Here is a 21450-nt window from a genome sequence, read left to right as displayed (position 1 = left end):
CCGTCGCCCCCGGGATCACGACGGCGCGGGCCCGTTCACCGGGTCAGCACGGGTGGATGTACCAGATCGGGTTCCAGTCGACGGAGACCGGGATGTTGTCCGGGTCGATCTCCTGTCTCGTCACGCTTTCTCTGTCGCGGAGGTACGCGACCGCCTCGTCCGTCTGGTGGTTGACGGCGGCGCCGCGGCCCAGGAAGTTCGTGACACTCCGATTGTCGCAGTAGTAGAGCTCGAAGAAGGTGTGCTGACCGTCGCCCTCTCCCACGGCGTAGCAGGAGTAGCCCGACCTGCAGCTGCGCAGGTACTGGTTGCGGGCCTCCGTGCTCAGGTTGCGGGTCACGTACTCCCGGGGTCCGCTGCCGTTCTTGCCGTCGGAGAAGAACGGGCTGAGACCCGGTCTCACCTCCAGCGTGGTGTCCGCCCGCGCCGGGGACGCGGCGGCGGTGAGCAGCGCGACGACTGCGGCGGCTGTCGCCAGGACCCGGATTCTCCGTAGATCTCGCATGGGTTCCTCCGTCTGTTGCGGACGTTGTGGAACGAGCATGCTCGCCGCGGCACACGGCTGTCCTTACGGGCGAGTGCACAGCTGTTGCGTCAGCGCGCACACCCGCACCACTAACCAACCTATCGCTTGGTTGGTAAGCTCAGCTGCCATGCTGGCTCCCAGACGCGCGCCGGGGAGTCGCCTCACTACGCAAGGAGACCTCACGATGAAGGTGCTCGTCGTCGGTGGAACCGGCATGATCGGGGCCCACGCCGCTCTCCACCTGCGGGATCGGGGAGACGACGTCACCGTCGCCGCCCGGGGAGCGGTCGACGCGGACTCGCCCGTCGCCGACCTGCCTGTCCTGGTCGGGGACTACACCCGCCAGACGTTCACCCGCAAGGACCTGGCCCCCTTCGACGCGGTCGTCTTCGCCGCGGGCCAGGACGTGCGCCATCTGCCCCGCGACGTGGACGAGACCCAGTTCTGGAAGGAGACCCAGAGCGGGGGAGTGCCGGCCTTCGCCGCGCTCGCCAAGAGCGCGGGTGTCTCCCGCTTCGTCCAGATCGGCAGCTACTACCACCACCTGCGACCCGACCTGGCCGACTCCAACGCCTACGTCGCCGCCCGCCGCGACGCCGACGAGGGAGCCCGGGCGCTGGCGGACGCCTCCTTCACGGTCTGCACCCTCAACCCGCCCTCGATCATCGGTGCCATCCCCGGCATCACGGCCAAGCGCTACCGCCGCATGGTGTCCTGGGCGGCCGGCAACGAGCCGCAGTTCCCCGACCACGCACCGGCCGGCGGCACGAACTACATGTCGGCCCGGTCCCTGGCCGAGGCGATCGGCGGCGCGATCGACCGCGGTACGGCGGGCGCGGCATACCTCGTCGGTGACGCCAACCTCACGTTCGCGCAGTTCTTCCAGCTGCTCGTCGACGCGGCCGGGGGCAACCGCACCATCGCCGAGCTCGACGAGCCGCACCCCTTCATGCCCGACTCGATGATCGTCCAGGGCCGCGGGACCGTTCTCGCCTACGAACCGGATCCGACCGAGACCGCACTGCTCGGCTACACCCGCGGTGACTGCGAGCGTGCCGCCGCCGAGCTCGTCGAGGTCGTGCGCGCGGCGACCGCTCCCAGGTCGTGACCAGCCTCGACGCGGCCGACCTCACCGCGTTGCGCGTACTCTCCGAGACGTATGCGGCGGCCGCCGACGACCGTGACGCCGCCGCGGTCGGCGCGCTCTTCGTCCCGGACGGCGTCCTCGTCGTGCCCGATCCGCCGGCTCACCTCGACCCCCACGTCTCCCACGTCGGCCGCCCCGCTGTCGTGGCCGCGCTCGGGGCACTCGCCGGGACGCTGGCGACGACCCACGTCGTGGCCGGGGCCCGCTACCTGCCGACGTCGACCGGGGCCCGTGGCCGGGTCCGCGGCACGGCCCACCACCTGCTGTCCGGCCGCGAAGGGCCCTCGGACCTGGTCTGGTTCCTGCACTACGACGACGAGTACGCGCGCAGCGACGACGGCTGGGCCTTCACGCGGCGCGCCGTGACGATCAACTGGATCGAACGCCACCGCGTCTCCGCGCTTAGGACCGACGAGGAAGTGACCGGCGGATGAGCGCCACCCGCAGGCTCGAGGACCAGATCGCGGTCGTCACCGGCGGCGCCCGCGGGATCGGCGGCGGCATCTCCCGCCGTCTCGCCGCCGCGGGTGCCCGCGTCGTCCTCGTCGACATCGACGGGGAGGCCGCCGTCGACACCGCCGCCGACATCCGTGGCGCCGGCGGCGAGGTCGAGGTCGTCCTCGCCGACGTACGCACCGCCGACGGTGTCGCCACCGCGGTCGCCGCCGCGTCGGCCCTCGATTCGGGGCGGGTCGACGTGCTCGTCAACAACGTCGGCGACTTCCGCCCGGCCTCCAGGACCTTCCTGCACTCGAACCCGCAGCAGTGGCAGGCGCTCTACGAGGTCAACCTGTGGCACGTGCTCGCGATGACCCACGCGCTGCTGCCCGGCATGGTCGAGCGGGGCCGTGGCGCCATCGTCAACAACTCGACAGTCGAGGCCTTCCGGGGCATCCCGGCGTGCGCCCCGTACTCCGCCTACAACGCCGGGGTCAGCGCCTTCACCCGGAGCCTCGCCGTCGAGGTCGCCGGCCACGGGGTGCGGGTCAACGCGATCGCGCCCGACCTCGCCGACACGCCCCAGACACCGGCCGCGGCGATGCTGCGTGGCCGAGACCCGGCGCTCATCCGCACGTGGATCCCCGTCGGGCGCTTCGGCGAGCCCGACGACTACGCCGCCGTCGTCGAGTTCCTCGCCAGCGACGACGCCCGCTTCGTCACCGGGCACACCATCCCCGTCGACGGAGGGACCCTGGCCGCCTCGGGCTGGTACGCGCGGGTCGACGGCAAGGGCTGGTCGAACATGCCCAACGAGGCCTGACCGTGGGCGCCGGGACCCACGCGGGGGTCCCGGCGCAGGCGGCCGTGCTCAGTCGCGGCGGTCGAGGCCGAAGAGCTCGGCTGCCGCCGCGAGCTGGTCGAGGTACTCGGCCAGCTCGCGGTGCCGCACGACGACGTTGACCACGGTGGCCCCCGCCTCGCCGATCCGGCCGACGAGGTCGAGCGCGGCCTCCGGGTCGCCCGTCGGGTCGAGGCGGGCCGGCGGGGTGATGACGACGTCGAATCCCTCCGGCAGGTCGTGCTCGGCGAGCATCCGCGGCAGGGTCCGCAGGTCCGGACCGCGATACGTCACCGGCGCCGGTGCCCACCCGTCGCCCAGGGTGACCGCGCGCCGGAGAGCGCGCCTGCTGTGGCCACCGACCCAGATCGGGACCTTCTCCTGGACCGCGTGCGGGCTGACGACCTGCTCGGTGAAGTGGTAGTACTCCCCGTGGTAGGTCGCGAGCCGCACCGACAGCGACGCCCGCAGGGCCCGCAGGGCGTCGTCCGCCCGTGGTCCGCGGTCGGCGAACGGGCGCCCGAGCAGCGCGAACTCCTCCTCCAGGTTGCCGACGCCCACTCCGAGGACGACCCGCCCCCCACTGAGGTGGTCGAGGGTGCCGTACCGCTTGGCCAACTCGAGCGGATGGTGCAGCCCGAGCACGAGCACGTACGGCAGGAAGCGGATCCGCTCCGTGATCGCCGCGAGGTAGGAGAACGTCGCGACCGGGTCGTAGAAGCGTTCACCCCGGGCCAGCCCTTCCGGAACGCTGACGTGCTCCGGGCAGGTGAGGAACTCGTACCCGAGCCGGTCGGCGGTCGTGAAGACCTCCCGCAGCTCGGCGACCCCGGCCTCGGCCTCCCACGGGGGCCGGGGTCCGGAGTCGGCCAGGACCGGGGAACTTAGGCCGATGCGCACGGCCTCAGGCCCCGGAGTCGACGGCGCGGGCGAGGATGTCGCGGCCCTCGTCGGTGCCGTCGAGCTGGCGGTTCCAGCGGTGGGTCACCTTCCAGCCCTCGGTGGTGCGGGTGAACTCCCATCGGTTGGAGCCGGTACGCCAGATCCGGTAGCCGTTCTCGTCGGGAGCGTGGAGCACGAGCTGCGAGTAGTTCGTCACGACGGCCCGGTCGCCGTCGACGACGATGTGCGGCAGGCCCATGAGATGGGCGGCGCCGGAGTGGATCAGGGCCTGGTGCCGCTCGCCGGTCACCATGGCGCGCAGCGCGTCCCGGCCGTCGAGCACGACCGGGTAGGTGTCGTACACGCCCTCCTCGGTCCACATCCGGGCGGTGACCTCCGCTGAGCCACTGTCCACGGCGGGGCCGTAGCTAGCGACGATCTGCCACAGGGCGAGCCGGTCCTCGGCGGCGGCGAGGCGCCGTTCGGCCTGCTCGAGGCGCGCCTCGAGCCGGGCGAGCCGGTCGGGCTGCGAGTCGGTCATGGTGGGTTCCTTCCGAGCGGGCTTCTCGCGGGCCGATCCGGCCGGTGGCCGGTCAGGTCGTGGTCGCGTTCGTCTCGAAGCGTTCCGGGGTGAGCTCGCGCAGCGCGGCCATCTGCGCGAGGTGGTGGGCTGCCGAGGTGGCGACGAGGCTGGCGTTGACCGCGGTCGCCCCGACGGCATCGGCCGTGCGTAGGTGCTCGCGGGAGCCGTCCGGGTCCCCGAGCGGGTCCAGCGGGGGGATCTGCAGCACGAGGTCGAAGTCGTCCGGGCGCTCCACGGAGGTCCACAGGCGGGTCAGCTCCTGCGGCCCGAGGCCGAACGGCGCCCACCCGGTGCCGTACGCCACGGCACGGCGCAGCGAGCGGCGGGTGCGCCCACCGAACCACAGCGGCACCGTGGTGCGCGGCGCGTGCGGTTCGACGACGAAGTCGGTGAACGTGAACCGGGGACCCTCGTGGTGCGGCACGGCCCTGCCCCAGGCGGCGCGCAGGGCCGCGATCGCCTCGTCCGCGACCGCGCCGCGCCCGGCGAACTCGGCGCCGAGCAGGTCGAACTCCTCTTCGAGGCTGCCGACGCCGACCCCGAGGATGACGCGCCCGCCGCTGAGCAGGTCGAGGGTGCCGTAGGTCTTGGCGAGGGCCAGCGGGTGGTGGTAGCCGATGACGACGACGTTCGTCGCGAGCCGGACGCGGCGCGTCGCCGAGGCGAGGAACGACAGCGTGGCCACGGGGTCGAAGTACGTCCCGCCCCGCTCGGCGGCGATCGGGGCGGGCACCGCGACGTGCTCGCTGCACGTCAGGTGGTGGTAGCCCAGGTCGTCGGCGGCGCGGGCGATGGCCAGCAGCGTACCGCCGACGTCGGGGCCGGCCAGGACGTCCCGCTCCCAGGCGGCGGCGGTGCGCGGATGCTGTACGACGACCGGGGTGAGCAGCCCGATGCGTGCGGTCATGACAGGGTCTCCGATCCGGCGCCGCCGCGCGTCGCGCCGGTGGCCTCGTCGCTGGGGCCGCCGGTCGCGGGCGGGTCGCAGGTCGCGGTACTCGTCGGGATGCGCCGGAGGCGTTCGAGCAGCGCGCCGAAGTCCTCGTCGTCGGCCGGGTCGAGCGGCAGCCCGAGCCCGAGCCCGTCGGCGAGCCCGCCGTAGGCCTGTTCGAGCACGTCCGGCAGCTCGGCGTAGGTGCCGTGCGGGATGAGCGTGGCCAGGGTCTCGTCGTCGAGGGTGTCGGCGAGTCCCGCCCAGCGCCCGGAGGCGGCCATCCCGGCGAGCCGTTCGCCGACCCGGCCCAGGCCGAGCCGGTCCAGGGTCGTCCGGTAGGCCGGGGTGGAGAAGAGGAACGCCAGCTCCTGGCGGGCGGAGTCGCGGCTCGCGGCGAGTGCGGCCGGTGTCGGACCGGTGATCGACTTGGAGACGACGACGACCCGCGGGATCCGGGCGCGTCCGGCGCGCTCGGCCCCGGCGCGGAGTGCGGGGAGCACGACCGTGCGCAGGTGGCTCGGGTGCGAGTTCGTCGCGTGGGTGACGAAGCCGTCGGCGAGCTCGCCGGCCACCTCGCAGACGCGCCGGTTGACCCCGCCGGTGTAGAGCGCCGGGGCCGCGGTCGACAGCGGGCCGGGGTTGAAGTAGGGCTGGAGCCGGGTGAAGCGGTAGTGGCTGCCCTCGTGCTCCAGGGGCCCGCCCGTGGCGAACGCGGCGAAGATCGCCCGGATCGAGGCGAGGTAGTCGCGCAGGTTCTCGGCCGGCCGGTCCCACGGCACCGAGAAGCGGCCGACGATGTTGCCGCGCACCTGGGTGGCCAGCCCGAGCTGGAAGCGACCCTCGGAGAACCGTGCGAGGTCCCACGCGGCGTACGCGGTCACCATCGGGCTGCGGGGGAAGGCCAGCGTCATGCTGGTGCGTACGGTGATCCGGCTGGTGTGCTCGGCCGCGAGCAGGGCGACCGCCAGGGAGTCGTGCGTCGTCTCGGGGACGTGCACGGTGTCGAAGCCGAGCCGTTCGATGCGCGCCGCGACCGCGGGCACCTCGCGCAGCGCCGTCGTCGGCGGCAGTGTCGTGGCCAGCTCCATCCGGGTGGCGGGCACCTGTGCCGCCGTCATGGGATGCGGCCCGCCAGGGCGGCGTCGACGACCTCGTCGCCACCGACGATCCGGGCGAGCTTCTCCAGTCGGGGCGCGCGGCGCAGGTGCGCCCCGCCCTCGACCGGCAGGCACGCGCCGGTGATCCACGACGACTCGGGGCCGCACAGGAAGCGGACTGCGGCGGCGACGTCCTCGGCGCGTCCGACTCGCGACAGGGGCTTCTCGGCGACGGTCGCGGCGGCCAGCTCGGGGTCGGCCAGCAGCAGGCCCGGGTTCTTCCCGTCGGTGGCCACGATGCCGGGGCGTACGACGTTGACCCGCACCGCGAGGTGGCCGAGCTCGTCGGCGGCAACCCGGACGAGCGCCTCGAGCGCGGCCTTGCTCACCGAGTACGACGGCATGAACGGGAAGGAGTGCCCGCCCGCGCTCGACGAGGTGCACACGATCGAGCCCCCACCGCGCGCGGCCAGGGCCTGTCCGCCGTGCCGGATCGCGTGCAGCGCCGTCGTGACGTTGCGCCGGAAGTCGTACTCGAGGGTCTCGGCGTCGAGGGCGAGCACGGGGCGGAAGGTGCCGCCGCCGACGGTCGTGACGACGGCCGCCAACGGGGTCTCGTCGGCGACGCGCACCGCGGCGGCCACGTCCTGATCGAGGGCGGAGTCGCCGACGCTGACCCGCACCGGCAGCGCCCCGGGAACGGCTGCGGCGATCGTCGCGGCCGCCGCTCGCAGCGTGGCCTCGGTGCGCCCCATGATCGTCACGGCGGCCCCGTCGGCGGCCAGCACGGCGGCGATGGCGCGGCCGAAGCCGCCACCCCCGCCGATGACGAGGGCACCGCGGCCGGCGAGCGGACCGGGTGGGGCGCTGGTCGGGTCGGGACTCGTGCTCATCCCTGCTCCCTCGAGTCTCGTCGGAACCTGTCCCGCGTCGACGGGTCGTCCATCAGCACGAAGGTGCCGGTGGCCGTGACGCACGTGAGGTCCCCGACGCGCAGCTCGCCGGAGCTGCGTACCTTGCGCCCGTCGCGCCCGTCGTGCCGGGCCAGGATCGTGATCGTCGAGCCGATCGGGATGGCCGCGCGGAAGGAGACGTCGAGCCCGACGGTCACCGCGGCGTATCCGGCGCGGGCGTTGGCGATGCCGAGGGCGTGGTCCATGAGCATGGCCGAGGTGCCGCCGTGCACGTGCCCCGGAGGTCCCTGGAAGGCCAGCCGCAGGGTGACCTCGCCGCGCAGCGAGCCGTCCGGCTCGACCCAGAGACTCACCGGCGGCGACAGCGGGTTCTCGGTGCCGCCGGCGGGGTCGAAACGGCCCGGGCCGGGCTGGCGCCACATCGTCGCGATCCGCTCGGAGAGGTCCGGAGCGTGGGCGTCGATCCGGGCGGTGAGCCCGTCGAGGTCGGCCACGATCCGGTCGGCGTCGGCGTCGATGGCCCCGCCCGCGCGGGTGATCGCGTCGACGAGCCGGCGGGTGGCTGAGGCGACGGCGTCGATGCCGGTGTCGCGGGGCTGTGCCGTGGCGAGGGTGGCTTCCACCGGGCGGACTCCTTCGGCCGGTCAGGGCAACCAAGCGCTTGCTTGACGGCACTCTAGCGACCCGGTGGCGCGCTGGCAACGCTTGCGCCCCGGGCGTCGCCCCCACGGGTCGCGGCGGCGTCCGTCCGTGCGGACCGCGGCGGCGTCCCTCCGTGGGCTGCGGTGGCGGCCGTCCGTGGGTGGCGGTGCGTCCGGCCGTGGGTCGCGGTGGCGTCCTTTTGTGGGTCGCGGCGGGCGTCCGCCCATTGACGCGCCCGCAGCCTGCCCCTACCGTCCCAATCGAGCGCTTGGTTGGTTCGCGGGGGCGCCGCATGTCGGCAGCCTCGGGGACGCCGCGCGCCGAGCAGCTCCAGGCGGGCATCACGCCGCCGACGCCATCCACCACCCACCGTGACCACCGCGCCCGCGCGGCCACTGCCGAACGACCCGCCGGCACCCCGGCCGCGCCCCGGGCACCCGGGACCCCGCCGCCGGCCGCGGAGCCGCTCCCGGCTCGGAGCGGCAGGTCAGGAAAGGAGCACCTTGTCCCGCCTCCCGCACCACCGACGCCTCGCCGTCGCCACCAGCCTGCTCGCCACCCTCGCCCTCGGAGCCTGCTCCGGCACCCCGACCAGCAGCCCCGGCGCCACCGGTGCCGGCACGGGGGAGATCGACCCCGACGCCGTCCTGCGGGTCACGGCCTCGTCCCCGTTCCAGAACCTCGACCCGGCCCAGCCGGCCCCCGGCGGTTACCCCTACCTCACGCTGATCTACGACCGGCTCACCATGGTCGACTCCAGGGACGGGATCGTCCCCGGCCTGGCGACCTCGTGGACCTACGCCAAGGACGGCTCCCACCTCGAACTCGCCCTACGCGACGACGTCACCTTCCACGACGGGACGCCCTTCGACGCGACCGCCGTCAAGGTCAACATCGAGCGCGGCCAGACGCTGCCGACGAGCACCATCAAGCAGGACCTCGCCGCCGTCACCGGCGTCACCGTCGTCGACGCGCACACCGTGCGCCTCAACCTCACGCCGGGCACCGGCGCGGTGCTCCCCTCGGCCCTGGCCACCGCCGCCGGCATGATGGTCTCGCCCAAGGCGATCGCCGACGGCGTCGACCTCAAGCGCGCCCCCGGCAACGCCGGCTCGGGCCCGTACGTCGCCACGGAGTTCGTGCCCAACGAGAAGTACGTCGTCAAGCGCGCCGAAGGCGCCTACTGGGACCCGAACGCCGGGCGCCTCGCCGGGATGGAGATCACCCGCGTCCCCGAGGGCGCCACCCGACTCAACGGCGTCGTCAGCGGTCAGACCGACCTCAGCTTCGTCTCCTCGGCCAACGAGGTCGTCCAGGCCCGCCAGCTCGGCGAGGCCGGTCAGCTCAAGGTCACCACCCGCCCGTTCCGCAACGTCCTCGGCATCCTGCTGCGCGCCGACATGGGCGACCTCAAGGACAAGCGGGTCCGTGAGGCCATCGCACGCTCGGTCGACCCGGCCGCCATCCGCGCCCTCTTCGCCGACACCTGCACGCCCACCCGCAGCATCTATCCGGACAGCCCGTGGGCGGACCCGGCGGCGACCTACCCGTACGAGTTCGACCTCGCCAAGGCCAAGGCGCTGATCGCCGAGGCCGGCGGGGCCAAGGTGTCGATCACCTTCTCCGCCGGCACCAACACCGAGCAGCCCGCCACCGCCATCCAGGCCGCCATGGCCCAGGCCGGCATCGACGCGAAGCTCAACCCGACGCCGAACTCCGAGACCGAGGCCCGCTTCATCGCTGGCGACTTCGAACTCGAGGTGTCCAACACCTTCAACCCGCGCCTCGACCCGGCGGGCACGGTGGACAACTACTTCACCGGCAACTACAAGCTCGCCACCGACCCCGGGGCCATCGCCCCGATCGCGGCCAGGGCCGCCGACCCCCGCTCCAGCGTGGGGGAGCGCGCCACGCAGTACCACCAACTGTGGGAGCGGCTGTTCACCGAGGCGTGGTTCATCCCGCTCTGCAACCTCACCAGCGCCACCATCGCCTCCCCGAAGGTCGTCGGGGTCGAGCAGCTGCCGTGGACCAACCTCGGCCTGTTCGACCTGCGCACCGTCGCGATGACGAAGGGCTGAGCGCCAGCTCCCCACCCGCCGGCCGGCCGGTCGCCCACCCGACCGGCCGGCCCGAAGAAAGGCAGCCAGAGCCAGTGACCCGTCCCACCGCCGCCACCCCCCTCCTGCCCGCCCTGTCCCGCCTGCTCGACGAACAGCCGGACCTCGCACTCACCCTCGCCGGCACCCCGTTCACCGTGGCTGAGCTCGATGCCGCGTCGCGTCGCCTCGCCGGGTTCCTCGCCGACCGCGTCGCTCCCGGCGACCGGGTCGTCGTCCTCGCCCGCAACGGCCGCCTGGCCCTGCTCGCCTGGTGGGCGACGACGCTCTGCGGCGGTTTCGTCGTCCCGCTCAACACGAGCAACCGCGGCCCCGTACTGGCCCACCAGGTGCTCGACGCCGACCCGGTCGCGATGATCGTCGAGGACGAGTTCGTGCCCGTCCTCGACGACGCCCTCGTCGGCACGGGGCTACGGGCGCCGGTCCTCGTCGGCGCTCCCGTGGCCGGCCGGCCCTCCTCGGGCCCGGTGCCCGCCTGGGCCACCGAGGTCGTCGACTTCGACACCGCCGTCGCCGAGGGCTCGGCGGTGACGACCACCCCGGACCTCGACGCGTACGCCACCAGCCACCTCATCTACACGGCCGGCACGACCGGACCGTCCAAGGCGTGCCTGGTCAGCCACGGCTACGTGGCGAACATGGCCCGCCAGATGCGCGAGAACCTCGAGCGCCACTCCGGTGACGTCCTCTGGTCGGCGATGCCGCTGTTCCACATGGCCGCCGTCGGGCACGTCATGGGCTCGCTCCAGATCGGCTCGGCCATGGACGTCGCGCGGCGCTTCTCGGTCAGTGGCTTCTGGGACGAGATCCTGCGCTCCCGCGCGACGATGGCCGCGCTCATGGGCTCGATGCTGCCGATGATCGCCGGCGCCCCCGAGTCCGAGGCCGCCCGCAAGGCCTTCGGCCAGCTGCGCGTCGTGTCCGGCTCGCCGGTCACCGCCGACCTCGCCGCCCGCTGGACCGAGCGGTTCGGCGTGGAGCGGGTCGGCTCGGGCGCCTACGGCCTGACCGAGGCCAGCCTGATCACGCTCACCCCGCCCGGGGGTTACCGCGCCGGGGCCGCCGGCAAGATCAACGATTCCTTCGAGGTGCGCATCGTCGACGAGCACGACAACCCGCTGCCCGTCGGCGCGGTCGGCGAGATCGTCGCCCGCCCCACCCGCCCGGCGATCATGTTCAACGGCTACTGGCGCCAGCCGGAGAAGACCCTGGAGGTCTTCCGGGGCCTGTGGTTCCACTGCGGCGACTACGGCCGTCTCGACGAGGACGGCTACCTCTACTTCGTCGACCGCGGCAAGGACTACCTGCGCCGCGGCGGCGAGAACATCTCCAGCTTCGAGATCGAGGGCATCGTCGCGGCCCACCCGGCCGTCGGCGAGGTCGCCGTCCACGCGGTCCCCTCCCCGCTGGCCGAGGACGACCTCAAGGTGACGGTCGTGCCGGCGCCCGGCGCCCGGATCGACCCCGCGGAGCTCTTCGAGTGGCTGCACCCGCGGATTCCGCGGTACGCCGTCCCCTCCCACATCGAGGTCCGCGCCGAGCTGCCCAAGAACGCCGTCGGGCGGGTCCTCAAGCGGGTCCTGCGCGAGGAGGGCGTGACCCCGCGGACGTGGAGCACGGACCCCCGCGCCGTGACCGGCCCGGTCCCGGCCGGCGCCGGGGAGCAGGCGTGAGTGCCGCCCCCGGCCCGGTCACCGGCCCGCGGTCCGAGGGGCCGCTGGCCGGCCTGCGCCTGGTCGAACTCGGTGGGCAGGGGCCGGTGCCGTTCGCGACGATGATGCTCGCCGACCTCGGTGCGCAGGTCGTGCGGGTGGACCCGCCCGGCGAGCCTGACCGGCGGGAGCGCGCGCAGGTCAACGCGATCGACCGCGGCCGTACGACCGTCACGCTCGACCTGAAGTCGGAGGCCGACCGGCGGCTCGTGCACCGGCTGCTCGCCGACGCGGACGTGCTGCTCGACCCGTTCCGTCCCGGGGTGCTCGAACGTCTCGGCCTGGACCCGGCCGAACTCACCGAGCGGTACCCGCGCCTTGTCGTGGCGCGGATGACCGGCTGGGGCCAGGACGGCCCGCTCGCCTCGGCCGCCGGGCACGACCTCAACTACATCGCCGTCTCCGGCGTGCTCGACACGATCGGCCTGCCCGAGCAGGGCCCCGTCGTGCCGCCGATGTACCTGGCCGACTTCGCCGGCGGCGGCATGGTGCTGGCCTTCGGCGTCCTGGCCGCCCTGCACGAGCGCGTCTCCTCCGGGCGTGGGCAGGTCGTGGACTCCTCGATGCTCGAGGGCAGCGGGCTGCTCACCGTCGTCATCCGCTCGATGCTCGGGCGGGGCGCCTGGAACCTCACCCGGGGGACGAACTACCTCGACGGCGGGGCGCACTTCTACCGGGTGTACCGCACCGCCGACGACAGGTTCATGTCCGTCGCGGCCATCGAGGCGAAGTTCTACCGCACGTTCCTGCTCACCCTCGGCCTCGATCCCGAGGACGGGCCGGGGCAGTTCGACGAGTCGGGGTGGGCCGGCTGGGCCGAGCGGATCGCGCAGGTCTTCGCCGGACGCACCCGGCAGGAGTGGACCGGCGTCTTCGGGAGCGTCGACGCGTGCGTACACCCGGTGCTGGACGTCGCCGAGTCGGCCGACCACCCGCAGGTGCGGGCCCGGCGCGCCGTCGTCGAGGTCGAGGGGGTCGCCCAGCCGGCCCCGGTGCCCCGCTTCTCGCGGACGCCCGCCGGGATCCCGCGGGCCCCGCGCCGCCGTGGTGAGGACACCGACCGGGTGCGCTCGGCGCTCGCCGGGGCCAGCCCGTGGGAAGCCCTGTCCAGGCCTTGACCTGCGTCACACCCCACCTTACGATCTCGACCAAGCGCTTGCTTGTTGCCGCTGGTCCGCATTCGACGACGAACGAGACGGAGCGACGTCAATGACGACTCAGACTTCGGTGGCCCGGACCTCGGGGCCCGCCGTCTTCGGCGACATCGTGCGCGGGCGCACGGGTGACGACCACCCGGGCCTCCTCTTCGAGGGCCGCACCATCACGTGGGGCCAGGTCGTGCAGGAGGCCGCCGACCGGGCCGCCGCCCTGGCCGAGGTGCCCCGGCCCGAAGGCAGGCCGCTGCACCTGGGGGTGCTCCTGGAGAACACCCCCGACCACGTGTACTGGATCTGCGCGGCGGCGCTGTCCGGCGCCACCGTCGTCGGGATCAACCCGACCCGACGCGGCGCCGAGCTGGCCCACGACGTGCGGCACACCGACTGCGACGTGCTCATCACCGAGGACCGCCTCGCCGGCCTCGTCGACGGGCTCGACCTGGGCATCCCCGCCGAGCAGGTGCGCAACACCGACTCCCCGGAGTACGCCGCCTGGCTGGCCCGGCACGCCGGCGCGCCGGTGCCCGTCGACGCGGTCGACCCCGGCGCCAACCTGTTGCTCCTGTTCTCCTCGGGCTCGACCGGGGCCCCGAAGGCGGTTATCTGCTCGCACGGGCGCCTCGCCGCGGTCTCCGAGGCGCTGCTGGCCCGCACCGAGCTGACCCGCGACTCGGTCAGCTACCTGTCGATGCCGCTGTTCCACGGCAACGCCGTCATGCTCAACCTCGGGCCCGCCATGGTCTGCGGCGCGACGATCTGCATGGTCCGCAAGTTCTCCGCGTCCGGCTTCGTACGCGACGTGCACGAGCACGGCGTCACCTACTTCAACTACGTCGGCCGGGCCCTCGCCTACGTCCTGGCCCAGCCGGTCGACCCGCGCGACGCGACGAGCACCCTGCGTCGCGCCGTCGGCACCGAGGCCTCGGCCACCGACATCGCCCGCTTCACCCAGCGCTTCGGCGCCGTCATCTCCGAGGGCTACGGCTCCAGCGAGGGCGTCATGCGGATCAACCGCACCCCGGGGACCCCCGACGAGGCGCTCGGCGTGGCCGTCGCGGGCGCCGAGATCAAGGTCATGAACGAGGCCACCGGCCTGGAGTGCCCGCCGGCCAGGCTCGACGGGACCGGACGGCTCGTCAACGCCGAGGAGGCCATCGGCCAGCTCGTCGGAGTCGGCATGGCTGCCCGGTTCGAGGGCTACTACAAGAACCCCGAGGCCGCCGCCGAGCGGATCCGCGGCGAGGACTTCTGGTCCGGGGACCTGGCCTACCGCGACGCCGACGGCTACTTCTACTTTGCCGGCCGCTCCTCGGACTGGATCCGCGTCGACAGCGAGAACTTCGCCGCCGGACCGGCCGAGCGGATCATCGAGCGCTGGGACCGGGTGGCGGTCGCCCCCGTCTTCGCCGTGCCCGACCCGCGCACCGGCGACCAGGTCATGTGCGCGCTCCAACTGCGCAACGGCGCCAGCTTCGACCCCGAGGCGTTCACCGCCTTCCTCGACGCGCAGGCCGACCTCGGCACCAAGTGGCGGCCCCGCTTCGTGCGGATCGTCACCGAGATCCCCACCACGGGCAACAGCAAGGTCGCCAAGCAGGTCCTGCGCCGTGCCGCCTGGGTCACGACCGATCCCGTCTACGTCCGCGACGGCGCGTCCACCGCGTACCGCCCGCTCACGGCGGCGGACGTCCAGGACCTCGAGAAACAGTTCGCCGACAACGGGCGCACCGCGCTCCTGCCGGCCACCTGACCCGCCGGCCCGCCCGGCACGCCGACGGGCGCCCCACGCCCCGAGAAGAGGACATCCATGTACCTGGAGTACACCCCGGAGCATCGAGAGCTGAGCCGGGAGCTGCGCGCCTACTTCGCGCGCCTGCTCACGCCCGAGGTCCGCGAGGCGCTGGGCGGCACCAACGAGGACCGGCCGGCCTATCGCGAGATCATCCGTCAGATCGGCAGGGACGGCCTGCTCGGGCTCGGTTGGCCCAAGGAGTACGGCGGCCAGGGCCGCCCGGCGCTCGACCAGTACATCCTCTTCGACGAGATCAACCGCGCCCAGGCGCCGTTCCCCTTCGTCACCATCAACAACATCGGCCCGATGCTCATGCGCTACGGCACCGAGGAGCAGAAGCGCACCTACCTGCCGGGCATGCTCACCGGCGACGTCATCTTCTCCATCGGCTACAGCGAGCCGGGCTCCGGCACCGACCTCGCCTCGCTGAAGGCCAGGGCCGAGGCCACGCCCGAGGGGGGTTGGGTCGTCAACGGCCAGAAGGTCTTCACCAGCGGCGTCAGCCAGGCCGACTTCGTCTGGATGGCCGTGCGCACCGACCCCGCCGCCCCGAAGCACAAGGGCATCACCATCCTCATCGTGCCGACCTCGGACCCCGGCTTCAGCTGCACGCCGATCGCCACCAGCGGCATCACCCACACCAACGCCTCCTACTACGAGGACGTACGCGTCGGTCCCGAGGCCCTCGTCGGCGAGGTGAACGGCGGCTGGCGCCTCATCACCGGCCAGCTCGGTCACGAGCGGGTGGGGCTGGCCGCCATGGGCGGGCGTACCGAGCAGCTGTGGACCGACGTCGCCGCGTGGGCCGCCGAGCCCGACGCCGACGGCGTCCGCGTACTCGACAAGCCGTGGGTGCGCACGGAGCTGGCCCGCGACTACGCCGAGCTGACCGCGATGCGCCTGCTCAACTGGAAGATCGCCGTCGTCGGGGAGGGCCAGAACCCGGCCCCCGCCGCCGCGTCCGTCGCCAAGGTCTACGGCACGGAGACCCACGACCGGGTCTGCCGCAACCTCGTCTCCGTCGTCGGGCCCCGCGCGACCCGGCGACCCGGCGCCCCGGACGCCGTCCTCGGCGGACAGCTCGAGGCCTACACCCGCGGCTCCTACATCAACACCTTCGGCGGCGGCACCAACGAGGTGCTGCGCGACATGATCGCGGTCGCCGGCCTCGGCATGCCGAGGAAGGGACGGTCCGCATGAGCACCACGACGCGGACCCCGGCCGCCGCCACCGACGAGGACGCCTTCCTCGCCCGCCTGCGCGAGTTCGTCGGCCTCGAGGCCACGCCCACCCGCCATGCCCAGGACGCCGTCAACCAGGCGATGATCCGCCACTTCGTCGAGGCGATGGGCGACGAGAACCCCGTCTACGTCGACGAGCGGGCCGCCCGCGACACCGGCCGCGAGGGTGTCGTCGCGCCGCCGCCGATGCTGTCCACCTGGCTCATGATCGGCTACCGGGCCCACACGGCCGCCGCCGCGGGCGCCACGGCGGACACCCCCATGGCCCAGCTGCTCGCGCTCCTCGCCGAGGCCGGCTTCGTCGGGGTCGTCGCGACCAACGACGAGCACGAGTACGTGCGCGAGCTGCGCCTGGGCGACGAGATCAAGATGACGACGGTCATCGAGGACGTCTCGCCGCGCAAGACCACGGGCCTGGGCACCGGCCACTTCATCACGACGCTGCGCACCTACACCGACCAGGACGACGAGGTCGTGGCCCGCCAGCGCTTCCGCATCCTGCGCTTCGACCCGTCCCGCGCCAGGCCCCCGGCACCGGCCGCCGCCGACCCGGCGCTGCGGCACAAGCCGTTCGTCCTGCGCGACAACGCCTTCTGGTTCGAGGCCGCCGCACAGCGTCGCCTCGTCATCCAGGCCTGCACCGACTGCGGCACGCTGCGCCACCCGCCCGGCCCGATCTGCCCCTCCTGCCACTCGTACGCGTGGCACGAGGTCGAGGCGAGCGGACGCGGCACGGTGCACAGCTACGTCGTCAGCCACCACCCGAAGGCGCCCGGGTACGACTACCCGCTCACCGTCGTGCTCGTCGACCTCGAGGAGGGCACGCGTCTCGTCGCCGACTTCGTCGGGGAGGCCGACGAGGTCGAGATCGGCATGCCCGTGCAGGTCGACTGGCTCGACTACGACGAGAACGTCACCCTGCCGCGTTTCCGGGCCGCGACCTCCGCATCGGAGCCCGCCGGAGAGGAGAACTGATGGACTTCCAGCTCGCCGAGGACCAGGTCACGGTCAACGACCTGGCGCGCGACGTCTTCTCGCGCAACGGCGACCCGCAGCGCCTCTTCGACGTCGAGGCCGGGCCGGACCGCTTCGACCGCGTCCTGTACCGCGACCTGGCCGGGTCCGGCGTCCTCGGGCTGCTCGTGCCCGAGGAACACGGCGGCGCCGGGCTGGGCCTGTGGGAGGTCGCCGGGGTCTTCGTCGAGCAGGGCCGCACGCTGGGCACCGTCCCGCTGTGGGAGACCCTCGTCGGCGGCGTCCTGCCGCTGGTGCGCTACGGCGACGCCAAGCAGCAGGCCGAGTGGCTGCCCCGCGTGGCCGCCGGGGACGCGGTCCTCACCGTGGCCGTCGACGACCTGGCCGACGCCCGGCCGTACGGCGCCCGCGTCCGCGCGCGGTCCGGCACCGGGCCCGGCGGTGCGGGGGTCACCCTGAGCGGCACCGCCGTCGGCGTCCGTTCGGCGCACCTCGCCGACGCGATCGTCGTCCCGGCCACCGACGAGGAGGGCACGGTCGGGCTCTACCTCGTGCCGACCACCGGCGGAGGGGTGCGCTGCGACACCTTCGAGCGCACCGACCGGGGGCTCGCCTCGGACGTGCACCTCGACGGCGCCGCCGCGGAGCCGCTCGCCGAGGGCCCGGGGGAGGACCGGATCGACTGGCTGCTGCGCCAGGTCTGGATCGCCGTGGCCGCCCTGCAGAGCGGCGTCAGCCAGGCCGCCGTGCGCCAGGCCGCCGACTACACCTCGGGGCGCGAGCAGTTCGGTGTGCCGATCGCGACCTTCCAGGCCGTCGCGCACCAGATCGCCGACTGCCACATCGACACCGAGGCGATGGAGGTCACCTACCTCAACGCGCTCTGGCGCGAGACGGCCGACCGGCCGCCCCGCGCGGCCGTACACGTCGCGAAGTACTGGGCCGCCGAGGCGGGCGACCGCGTCGCGCGCACCGTGCAGCACGTGCACGGCGGCATCGGCGCCGACGTCACCTACCCGATCCACCGCTACATGCTCTGGACCACCCAGCTGGCCAACACCGCCGGCTCGGGAGCCTGGCACCTGCAGCAGCTCGCGGACCTCGTCGACGCGGGGGAGCAGCTGTGAGCGGCACGCAGATCACCATCGCGCAGGTGAGCGTCGGCGACACGCTGCCGGAGCTCGAGATCCCGCTGACCCGGACCCTCATCGTCGCCGGCGCCCTCGCGACCCGCGACTACGAGGACGTGCACCACGACCCGGCCCAGGCCGAACGTCGCGGCACCCCCGACACCTACATGAGCATCAACAACACCAACGGGCTCGTCGGCCGCTACGTCACCGACTGGGCCGGCCCCGCCGCGCGCATGGTGCGCCTGAGCACCCGCCTCGGGGTGCCGAACTTCCCGGGTGACGTGATGCGGCTGACCGGAGAGGTCGTCGGCGTCGAGGAGGACACCGTGCGCGTCGCGGTGCGTGGCATGAACAGCAAGGGCGCGCACGCCGTCTCCGAGGTGACCGTGCGCCTGCCCCGCGGAACGGAGCAGTGACGTGACGTCCAACTTCCTGTCGGGGCGTACCGCGATCGTCGGCATCGGCGCGACGGAGTTCTCCAAGGACTCCGGCCGCAGCGAGCTGCAGTTGGCCGTCGAGGCCGTATCGGCCGCCCTGGCCGACGCGGGCCTGAGCCCCGCCGACGTCGACGGCATGACGACCTTCACCATGGAGACCAACCCGGAGAACATGGTCGCCCGCAGCCTGGGCATCCCCGAGCTGAAGTTCTTCTCCCGGATCCCCTACGGCGGTGGCGGCGCCTGTGCCCCCGTCCAGCAGGCCGCCATGGCCGTCGCGAGCGGCGTCGCCGACGTCGTCGTGGCCTACCGCGCCTTCAACGAGCGCTCCGGCGTCCGCTTCGGGCAGGGGCCGCCGCCGGCGAAGACCCAGGCCACCTCGGACAACGAGTACCGCTCCTGGGTCAACCCGTACGGCCTGCTCACCCCGGCCCAGCACACCGCGATGTTCGCCCGTCGCTACATGCACGAGTACGGCGCGACCAGCGAGGACTACGGCCGGGTCGCCGTGCTCGCCCGCAAGCACGCCGCGAACAACCCCAGGGCGTGGTTCCACGGCAAGCCGCTCACCCTCGAGGAGCACCAGGCCTCCCGCTGGATCGCCGAGCCGCTGCACCTGTTCGACTGCTGCCAGGAGACCGACGGCGGCCAGGCGATGGTCGTCGTCAGTGCCGAGCGCGCCAAGGACCTGCCCGCCACCCCGGCCTACATCGTCGGGGCGGCCCAGGGTCTGGGGCCGGACCAGTACCAGATGGTCAGCTACTACCGCGAGGACCTGACCCGGATCCCCGAGGTCGAGCTCTGCGCCCGGCAGTTGTGGGCCCAGTCGGGCCTCGGGCCCGCCGACATGGACGCGGCGATCCTCTACGACCACTTCACCCCGTACGTGCTCCACCAGCTCGAGGAGTACGGCTTCTGCGGTCGCGGTGAGGCCAGGCACTTCATCGCCGACGGCAACCTCGAGGTCACCGGGTCGCTGCCGACCAACACCCACGGTGGCCAGATCGGTGAGGCCTACCTGCACGGCACGAACGGCGTCGCGGAGGGCGTCCGCCTCGTCCGAGGGACCTCGACCAACCAGCCCGACGGCGTACGCAACGTCCTCGTGACGGCCGGCGTCGGGGTCCCGACCAGCGCACTGATCCTCTCCGCGGAGGGCTGACCCGCGGGCGGCCGGCACCCACACACCCCGAAGACATCGCATCGACCCACCGATCCCACCGATCCCGCCGGGCAGCCGTCGGGGGACAACACCACCTCTCGATCGGCCGGAGCGATTCGGCTCGTGTTTGGAAGGATGAGAATGGGCGTCAAGAACAAGACCAGGCGACGCGTGGTCGCGCTGATCGCCATCGGGGCCCTGGCCGTGGCCGGCTGCAGCTCACCGGAGAGCTCCGGCACCAACGGCGCTGGCCAGGGCGAGATCGACACCTCGGCCGTGCTCAAGTTCGCGTCGGCGGGTCCGCTGCGCGACCTCGACCCGGCCGCCCAGACGAGCTACGGCGCCTGGGGCTACCTGTTCCTCGTCTGGGACCGGCTGACCATGCTCGACAAGGACGACAAGATCGTCCCGGGCCTGGCCAAGGAGTGGAACTTCGTCGAGGACGGCAGCGTCCTCGAGCTCAAGCTGCGTGACGACGTGAAGTTCCACGACGGCACGGCGTTCGACGCCGAGGCCGTCAAGGTCAACATCGAGCGCGGCAAGACCCTCGCGACCTCGACCCTCAAGGGCGACCTCGCCGACATCGAGTCGGTCGAGGTCGTCGACAAGACGACCGTGCGCCTCAAGCTGGTCAAAGGCAAGGGCGTCCAGCTTCCCGCGTCCTTCACCGGCACGGCCGGCATGATGGTCAGCCCGAAGGCCATCACCGACGGCGTCGACATCAAGAACAAGCCCGGCAACGCCGGCTCCGGCCCGTACATCGCCACCGAGCTCGTGCCCCAGGAGAAGCTCGTCCTCAAGCGGGCCGACAGCTACTGGGACCCGAACGTCGGACGCCTCGGCGGCATCGAGCTGCAGCGCGTGCCCGACGCCGCGGCCCGCCTCAACGGTCTGCAGAGCGGCCAGGTCGACCTGGCCCCGCTCAGCTCGGCCGGTGAGATCGCCACGGTCGAGAAGATCGTCACCACGGGCAGCGGCCTGCAGCAGCACCAGGTCAAGTTCAAGAACCTCGTGGGCGTCTACATGCGCGCCAACAAGGGCGCCGTCGCCAAGCCCGAGGTCCGCCAGGCGATCGCCCACGCGGTCGACCCGGCGGCGATCAGCGCACTCTTCAGCGGCTACTGCACGCCGACGCGCCAGCTCGTCGGCGAGACGGACCCGAGCCGCATCCCGAACTACACCTACCCGTACGAGTTCAGCGTCGACAAGGCCAAGGCCCTGGTGCAGCAGGCCGGCGGCGCCAAGGTGTCCATCACCTTCGCCGCGGGCACGAACGCCGAGCAGCCGGCGAACGTGGTGCAGGCGTCGCTGAAGGCCGTCGGCATCGACGCGACGCTCAACCCCGTGCCCAACACCGAGAACGAGCCGCGCTTCATCGCCGGTGACTTCGAGATGATGGTCGCCACGTCGTGGAGCCCGAAGGCCGACCCGGCGGCGACGGTGAACACCTACCTGCTGAACACCTACAAGCTCGCCGCGGACCCCTCGCTCGTCGCGGCCAAGGCAGCCGAGGCCGGCAACCCCGCGTTGTCGATGGACAAGCGCGCCCCGCTGTACCAGGACATCTGGAAGACGACGCTCGAACAGGCCTGGTACGTGCCGCTGTGCAACCAGACCAACGCGACCGTCGCGAAGGAGAACGTCGTCGGCTTCGACAACATCCCGATGTCGAACATCGGCATCTGGGACCTGCGCAACATCGCGGTCAAGAAGTGAC

Annotated in this window: 20 protein-coding genes; 13 read left to right on the top strand and 7 right to left on the bottom strand. The window is 72.9% G+C overall.

Features of this window, described 5'->3' with window-relative positions:
* Nucleotides 1-43: 43 nt before the first annotated feature.
* The gene (locus tag ACLQ20_RS20685; protein WP_151452848.1) at nt 44-505 is read right to left on the bottom strand and encodes a hypothetical protein; all 462 of its coding nucleotides are present in this window, start codon (nt 503-505) and stop codon (nt 44-46) included.
* A gap of 205 nt (nt 506-710) precedes the next feature.
* On the opposite strand from ACLQ20_RS20685, the gene ACLQ20_RS20680 reads away from it, so the two are divergent.
* Genes ACLQ20_RS20680 through ACLQ20_RS20670 form a run of 3 tightly spaced genes read left to right on the top strand, consistent with a single transcriptional unit; the run spans nt 711 to nt 2934 of the window.
* Nucleotides 711-1634: an NAD-dependent epimerase/dehydratase family protein gene (locus ACLQ20_RS20680; protein WP_151452847.1), complete on the top strand. Its 924-nt coding sequence runs from the start codon at nt 711-713 to the stop codon at nt 1632-1634.
* Nucleotides 1631-2107, top strand: a complete 477-nt coding sequence (locus tag ACLQ20_RS20675) for a nuclear transport factor 2 family protein (RefSeq protein WP_358118468.1) — start codon at nt 1631-1633, stop codon at nt 2105-2107. Before ACLQ20_RS20680 ends, ACLQ20_RS20675 begins: the two co-directional genes overlap by 4 nt.
* The gene (locus ACLQ20_RS20670; RefSeq protein ID WP_358118466.1) at nt 2104-2934 is read left to right on the top strand and encodes an SDR family NAD(P)-dependent oxidoreductase; all 831 of its coding nucleotides are present in this window, start codon (nt 2104-2106) and stop codon (nt 2932-2934) included. Before ACLQ20_RS20675 ends, ACLQ20_RS20670 begins: the two co-directional genes overlap by 4 nt.
* Nucleotides 2935-2982: 48 nt before the next feature.
* Here the strand turns inward: ACLQ20_RS20670 and ACLQ20_RS20665 are convergent, their stop codons facing one another.
* From ACLQ20_RS20665 to ACLQ20_RS20640, 6 genes are read right to left on the bottom strand one after another with little or no spacing between them, the layout of a single operon-like run.
* Nucleotides 2983-3852 (bottom strand): TIGR03619 family F420-dependent LLM class oxidoreductase, encoded by an 870-nt coding sequence (locus tag ACLQ20_RS20665; protein ID WP_151452844.1) that lies wholly within the window; start codon nt 3850-3852, stop codon nt 2983-2985.
* A gap of 4 nt (nt 3853-3856) precedes the next feature.
* Nucleotides 3857-4375: a nuclear transport factor 2 family protein gene (locus tag ACLQ20_RS20660; RefSeq protein ID WP_425857316.1), complete on the bottom strand. Its 519-nt coding sequence runs from the start codon at nt 4373-4375 to the stop codon at nt 3857-3859.
* A 52-nt stretch (nt 4376-4427) separates the two neighbouring features.
* Complete coding sequence (locus tag ACLQ20_RS20655) at nt 4428-5324, bottom strand: LLM class F420-dependent oxidoreductase (RefSeq protein WP_151452842.1); 897 nt, start codon at nt 5322-5324, stop codon at nt 4428-4430.
* A complete protein-coding gene (locus ACLQ20_RS20650; protein ID WP_425857314.1) occupies nt 5321-6469 on the bottom strand; it encodes a TIGR03617 family F420-dependent LLM class oxidoreductase in 1149 nt (382 codons plus the stop codon). The genes ACLQ20_RS20655 and ACLQ20_RS20650 overlap by 4 nt, the downstream gene beginning before the upstream one ends.
* Nucleotides 6466-7341, bottom strand: coding sequence for an SDR family NAD(P)-dependent oxidoreductase (locus ACLQ20_RS20645; protein ID WP_358118458.1), 876 nt, complete (start codon nt 7339-7341; stop codon nt 6466-6468). Before ACLQ20_RS20645 ends, ACLQ20_RS20650 begins: the two co-directional genes overlap by 4 nt.
* Nucleotides 7338-7985 (bottom strand): PaaI family thioesterase, encoded by a 648-nt coding sequence (locus tag ACLQ20_RS20640; protein ID WP_151452840.1) that lies wholly within the window; start codon nt 7983-7985, stop codon nt 7338-7340. The genes ACLQ20_RS20645 and ACLQ20_RS20640 overlap by 4 nt, the downstream gene beginning before the upstream one ends.
* 522 nt (nt 7986-8507) lie before the next feature.
* Here ACLQ20_RS20640 and ACLQ20_RS20635 point away from each other — a divergent pair.
* The 10 genes from ACLQ20_RS20635 (at nt 8508) to ACLQ20_RS20590 (ending at nt 21449) form a co-directional block, all read left to right on the top strand.
* Nucleotides 8508-10085: an ABC transporter substrate-binding protein gene (locus ACLQ20_RS20635; RefSeq protein WP_425857312.1), complete on the top strand. Its 1578-nt coding sequence runs from the start codon at nt 8508-8510 to the stop codon at nt 10083-10085.
* Between the two features lie 74 nt (nt 10086-10159).
* Nucleotides 10160-11797: an AMP-binding protein gene (locus ACLQ20_RS20630; RefSeq protein WP_425857310.1), complete on the top strand. Its 1638-nt coding sequence runs from the start codon at nt 10160-10162 to the stop codon at nt 11795-11797.
* Nucleotides 11794-12954 carry a CaiB/BaiF CoA transferase family protein gene (locus ACLQ20_RS20625; RefSeq protein ID WP_425857309.1) on the top strand — a complete coding sequence of 387 codons (1161 nt, stop codon included), beginning with the start codon at nt 11794-11796 and terminating at the stop codon, nt 12952-12954. Before ACLQ20_RS20630 ends, ACLQ20_RS20625 begins: the two co-directional genes overlap by 4 nt.
* A gap of 91 nt (nt 12955-13045) precedes the next feature.
* Nucleotides 13046-14743 (top strand): AMP-binding protein, encoded by a 1698-nt coding sequence (locus tag ACLQ20_RS20620; RefSeq protein WP_151455112.1) that lies wholly within the window; start codon nt 13046-13048, stop codon nt 14741-14743.
* Nucleotides 14744-14800: 57 nt separating this feature from the next.
* Complete coding sequence (locus tag ACLQ20_RS20615; RefSeq protein ID WP_151455111.1) at nt 14801-15985, top strand: acyl-CoA dehydrogenase family protein; 1185 nt, start codon at nt 14801-14803, stop codon at nt 15983-15985.
* Nucleotides 15982-17001 (top strand): bifunctional MaoC family dehydratase N-terminal/OB-fold nucleic acid binding domain-containing protein, encoded by a 1020-nt coding sequence (locus ACLQ20_RS20610; RefSeq protein ID WP_425857307.1) that lies wholly within the window; start codon nt 15982-15984, stop codon nt 16999-17001. Before ACLQ20_RS20615 ends, ACLQ20_RS20610 begins: the two co-directional genes overlap by 4 nt.
* A complete protein-coding gene (locus ACLQ20_RS20605) occupies nt 17001-18128 on the top strand; it encodes an acyl-CoA dehydrogenase family protein (protein ID WP_425857305.1) in 1128 nt (375 codons plus the stop codon). Before ACLQ20_RS20610 ends, ACLQ20_RS20605 begins: the two co-directional genes overlap by 1 nt.
* Nucleotides 18125-18550 carry a MaoC/PaaZ C-terminal domain-containing protein gene (locus ACLQ20_RS20600; RefSeq protein WP_225852247.1) on the top strand — a complete coding sequence of 142 codons (426 nt, stop codon included), beginning with the start codon at nt 18125-18127 and terminating at the stop codon, nt 18548-18550. The genes ACLQ20_RS20605 and ACLQ20_RS20600 overlap by 4 nt, the downstream gene beginning before the upstream one ends.
* Nucleotide 18551: 1 nt before the next feature.
* Nucleotides 18552-19733: a lipid-transfer protein gene (locus tag ACLQ20_RS20595; protein WP_151455108.1), complete on the top strand. Its 1182-nt coding sequence runs from the start codon at nt 18552-18554 to the stop codon at nt 19731-19733.
* Nucleotides 19734-19874: 141 nt separating this feature from the next.
* Nucleotides 19875-21449: an ABC transporter substrate-binding protein gene (locus ACLQ20_RS20590; RefSeq protein ID WP_151455107.1), complete on the top strand. Its 1575-nt coding sequence runs from the start codon at nt 19875-19877 to the stop codon at nt 21447-21449.
* Nucleotide 21450 lies beyond the last annotated feature (1 nt).

The organism is Micromonospora sp. DT46 (genome assembly GCF_049841735.1).
GTDB classification, from domain to species: domain Bacteria; phylum Actinomycetota; class Actinomycetes; order Mycobacteriales; family Micromonosporaceae; genus Micromonospora; species Micromonospora reichwaldensis.
Note: the sequence above shows the minus strand (reverse complement) of the source record. Positions and strands in the feature narration are given on the sequence as shown.

Coding starts and splice junctions, on each gene's coding strand:
- ACLQ20_RS20685 (WP_151452848.1), bottom strand. CDS start 505: ATGCGAGATCTACGGAGAATCCGGGTCCTGGCGACAGCCGCCGCAGTC.
- ACLQ20_RS20680 (WP_151452847.1), top strand. CDS start 711: ATGAAGGTGCTCGTCGTCGGTGGAACCGGCATGATCGGGGCCCACGCC.
- ACLQ20_RS20670 (WP_358118466.1), top strand. CDS start 2,104: ATGAGCGCCACCCGCAGGCTCGAGGACCAGATCGCGGTCGTCACCGGC.
- ACLQ20_RS20660 (WP_425857316.1), bottom strand. CDS start 4,375: ATGACCGACTCGCAGCCCGACCGGCTCGCCCGGCTCGAGGCGCGCCTC.
- ACLQ20_RS20655 (WP_151452842.1), bottom strand. CDS start 5,324: ATGACCGCACGCATCGGGCTGCTCACCCCGGTCGTCGTACAGCATCCG.
- ACLQ20_RS20650 (WP_425857314.1), bottom strand. CDS start 6,469: ATGACGGCGGCACAGGTGCCCGCCACCCGGATGGAGCTGGCCACGACA.
- ACLQ20_RS20645 (WP_358118458.1), bottom strand. CDS start 7,341: ATGAGCACGAGTCCCGACCCGACCAGCGCCCCACCCGGTCCGCTCGCC.
- ACLQ20_RS20620 (WP_151455112.1), top strand. CDS start 13,046: ATGACGACTCAGACTTCGGTGGCCCGGACCTCGGGGCCCGCCGTCTTC.
- ACLQ20_RS20615 (WP_151455111.1), top strand. CDS start 14,801: ATGTACCTGGAGTACACCCCGGAGCATCGAGAGCTGAGCCGGGAGCTG.
- ACLQ20_RS20610 (WP_425857307.1), top strand. CDS start 15,982: ATGAGCACCACGACGCGGACCCCGGCCGCCGCCACCGACGAGGACGCC.
- ACLQ20_RS20605 (WP_425857305.1), top strand. CDS start 17,001: ATGGACTTCCAGCTCGCCGAGGACCAGGTCACGGTCAACGACCTGGCG.
- ACLQ20_RS20590 (WP_151455107.1), top strand. CDS start 19,875: ATGGGCGTCAAGAACAAGACCAGGCGACGCGTGGTCGCGCTGATCGCC.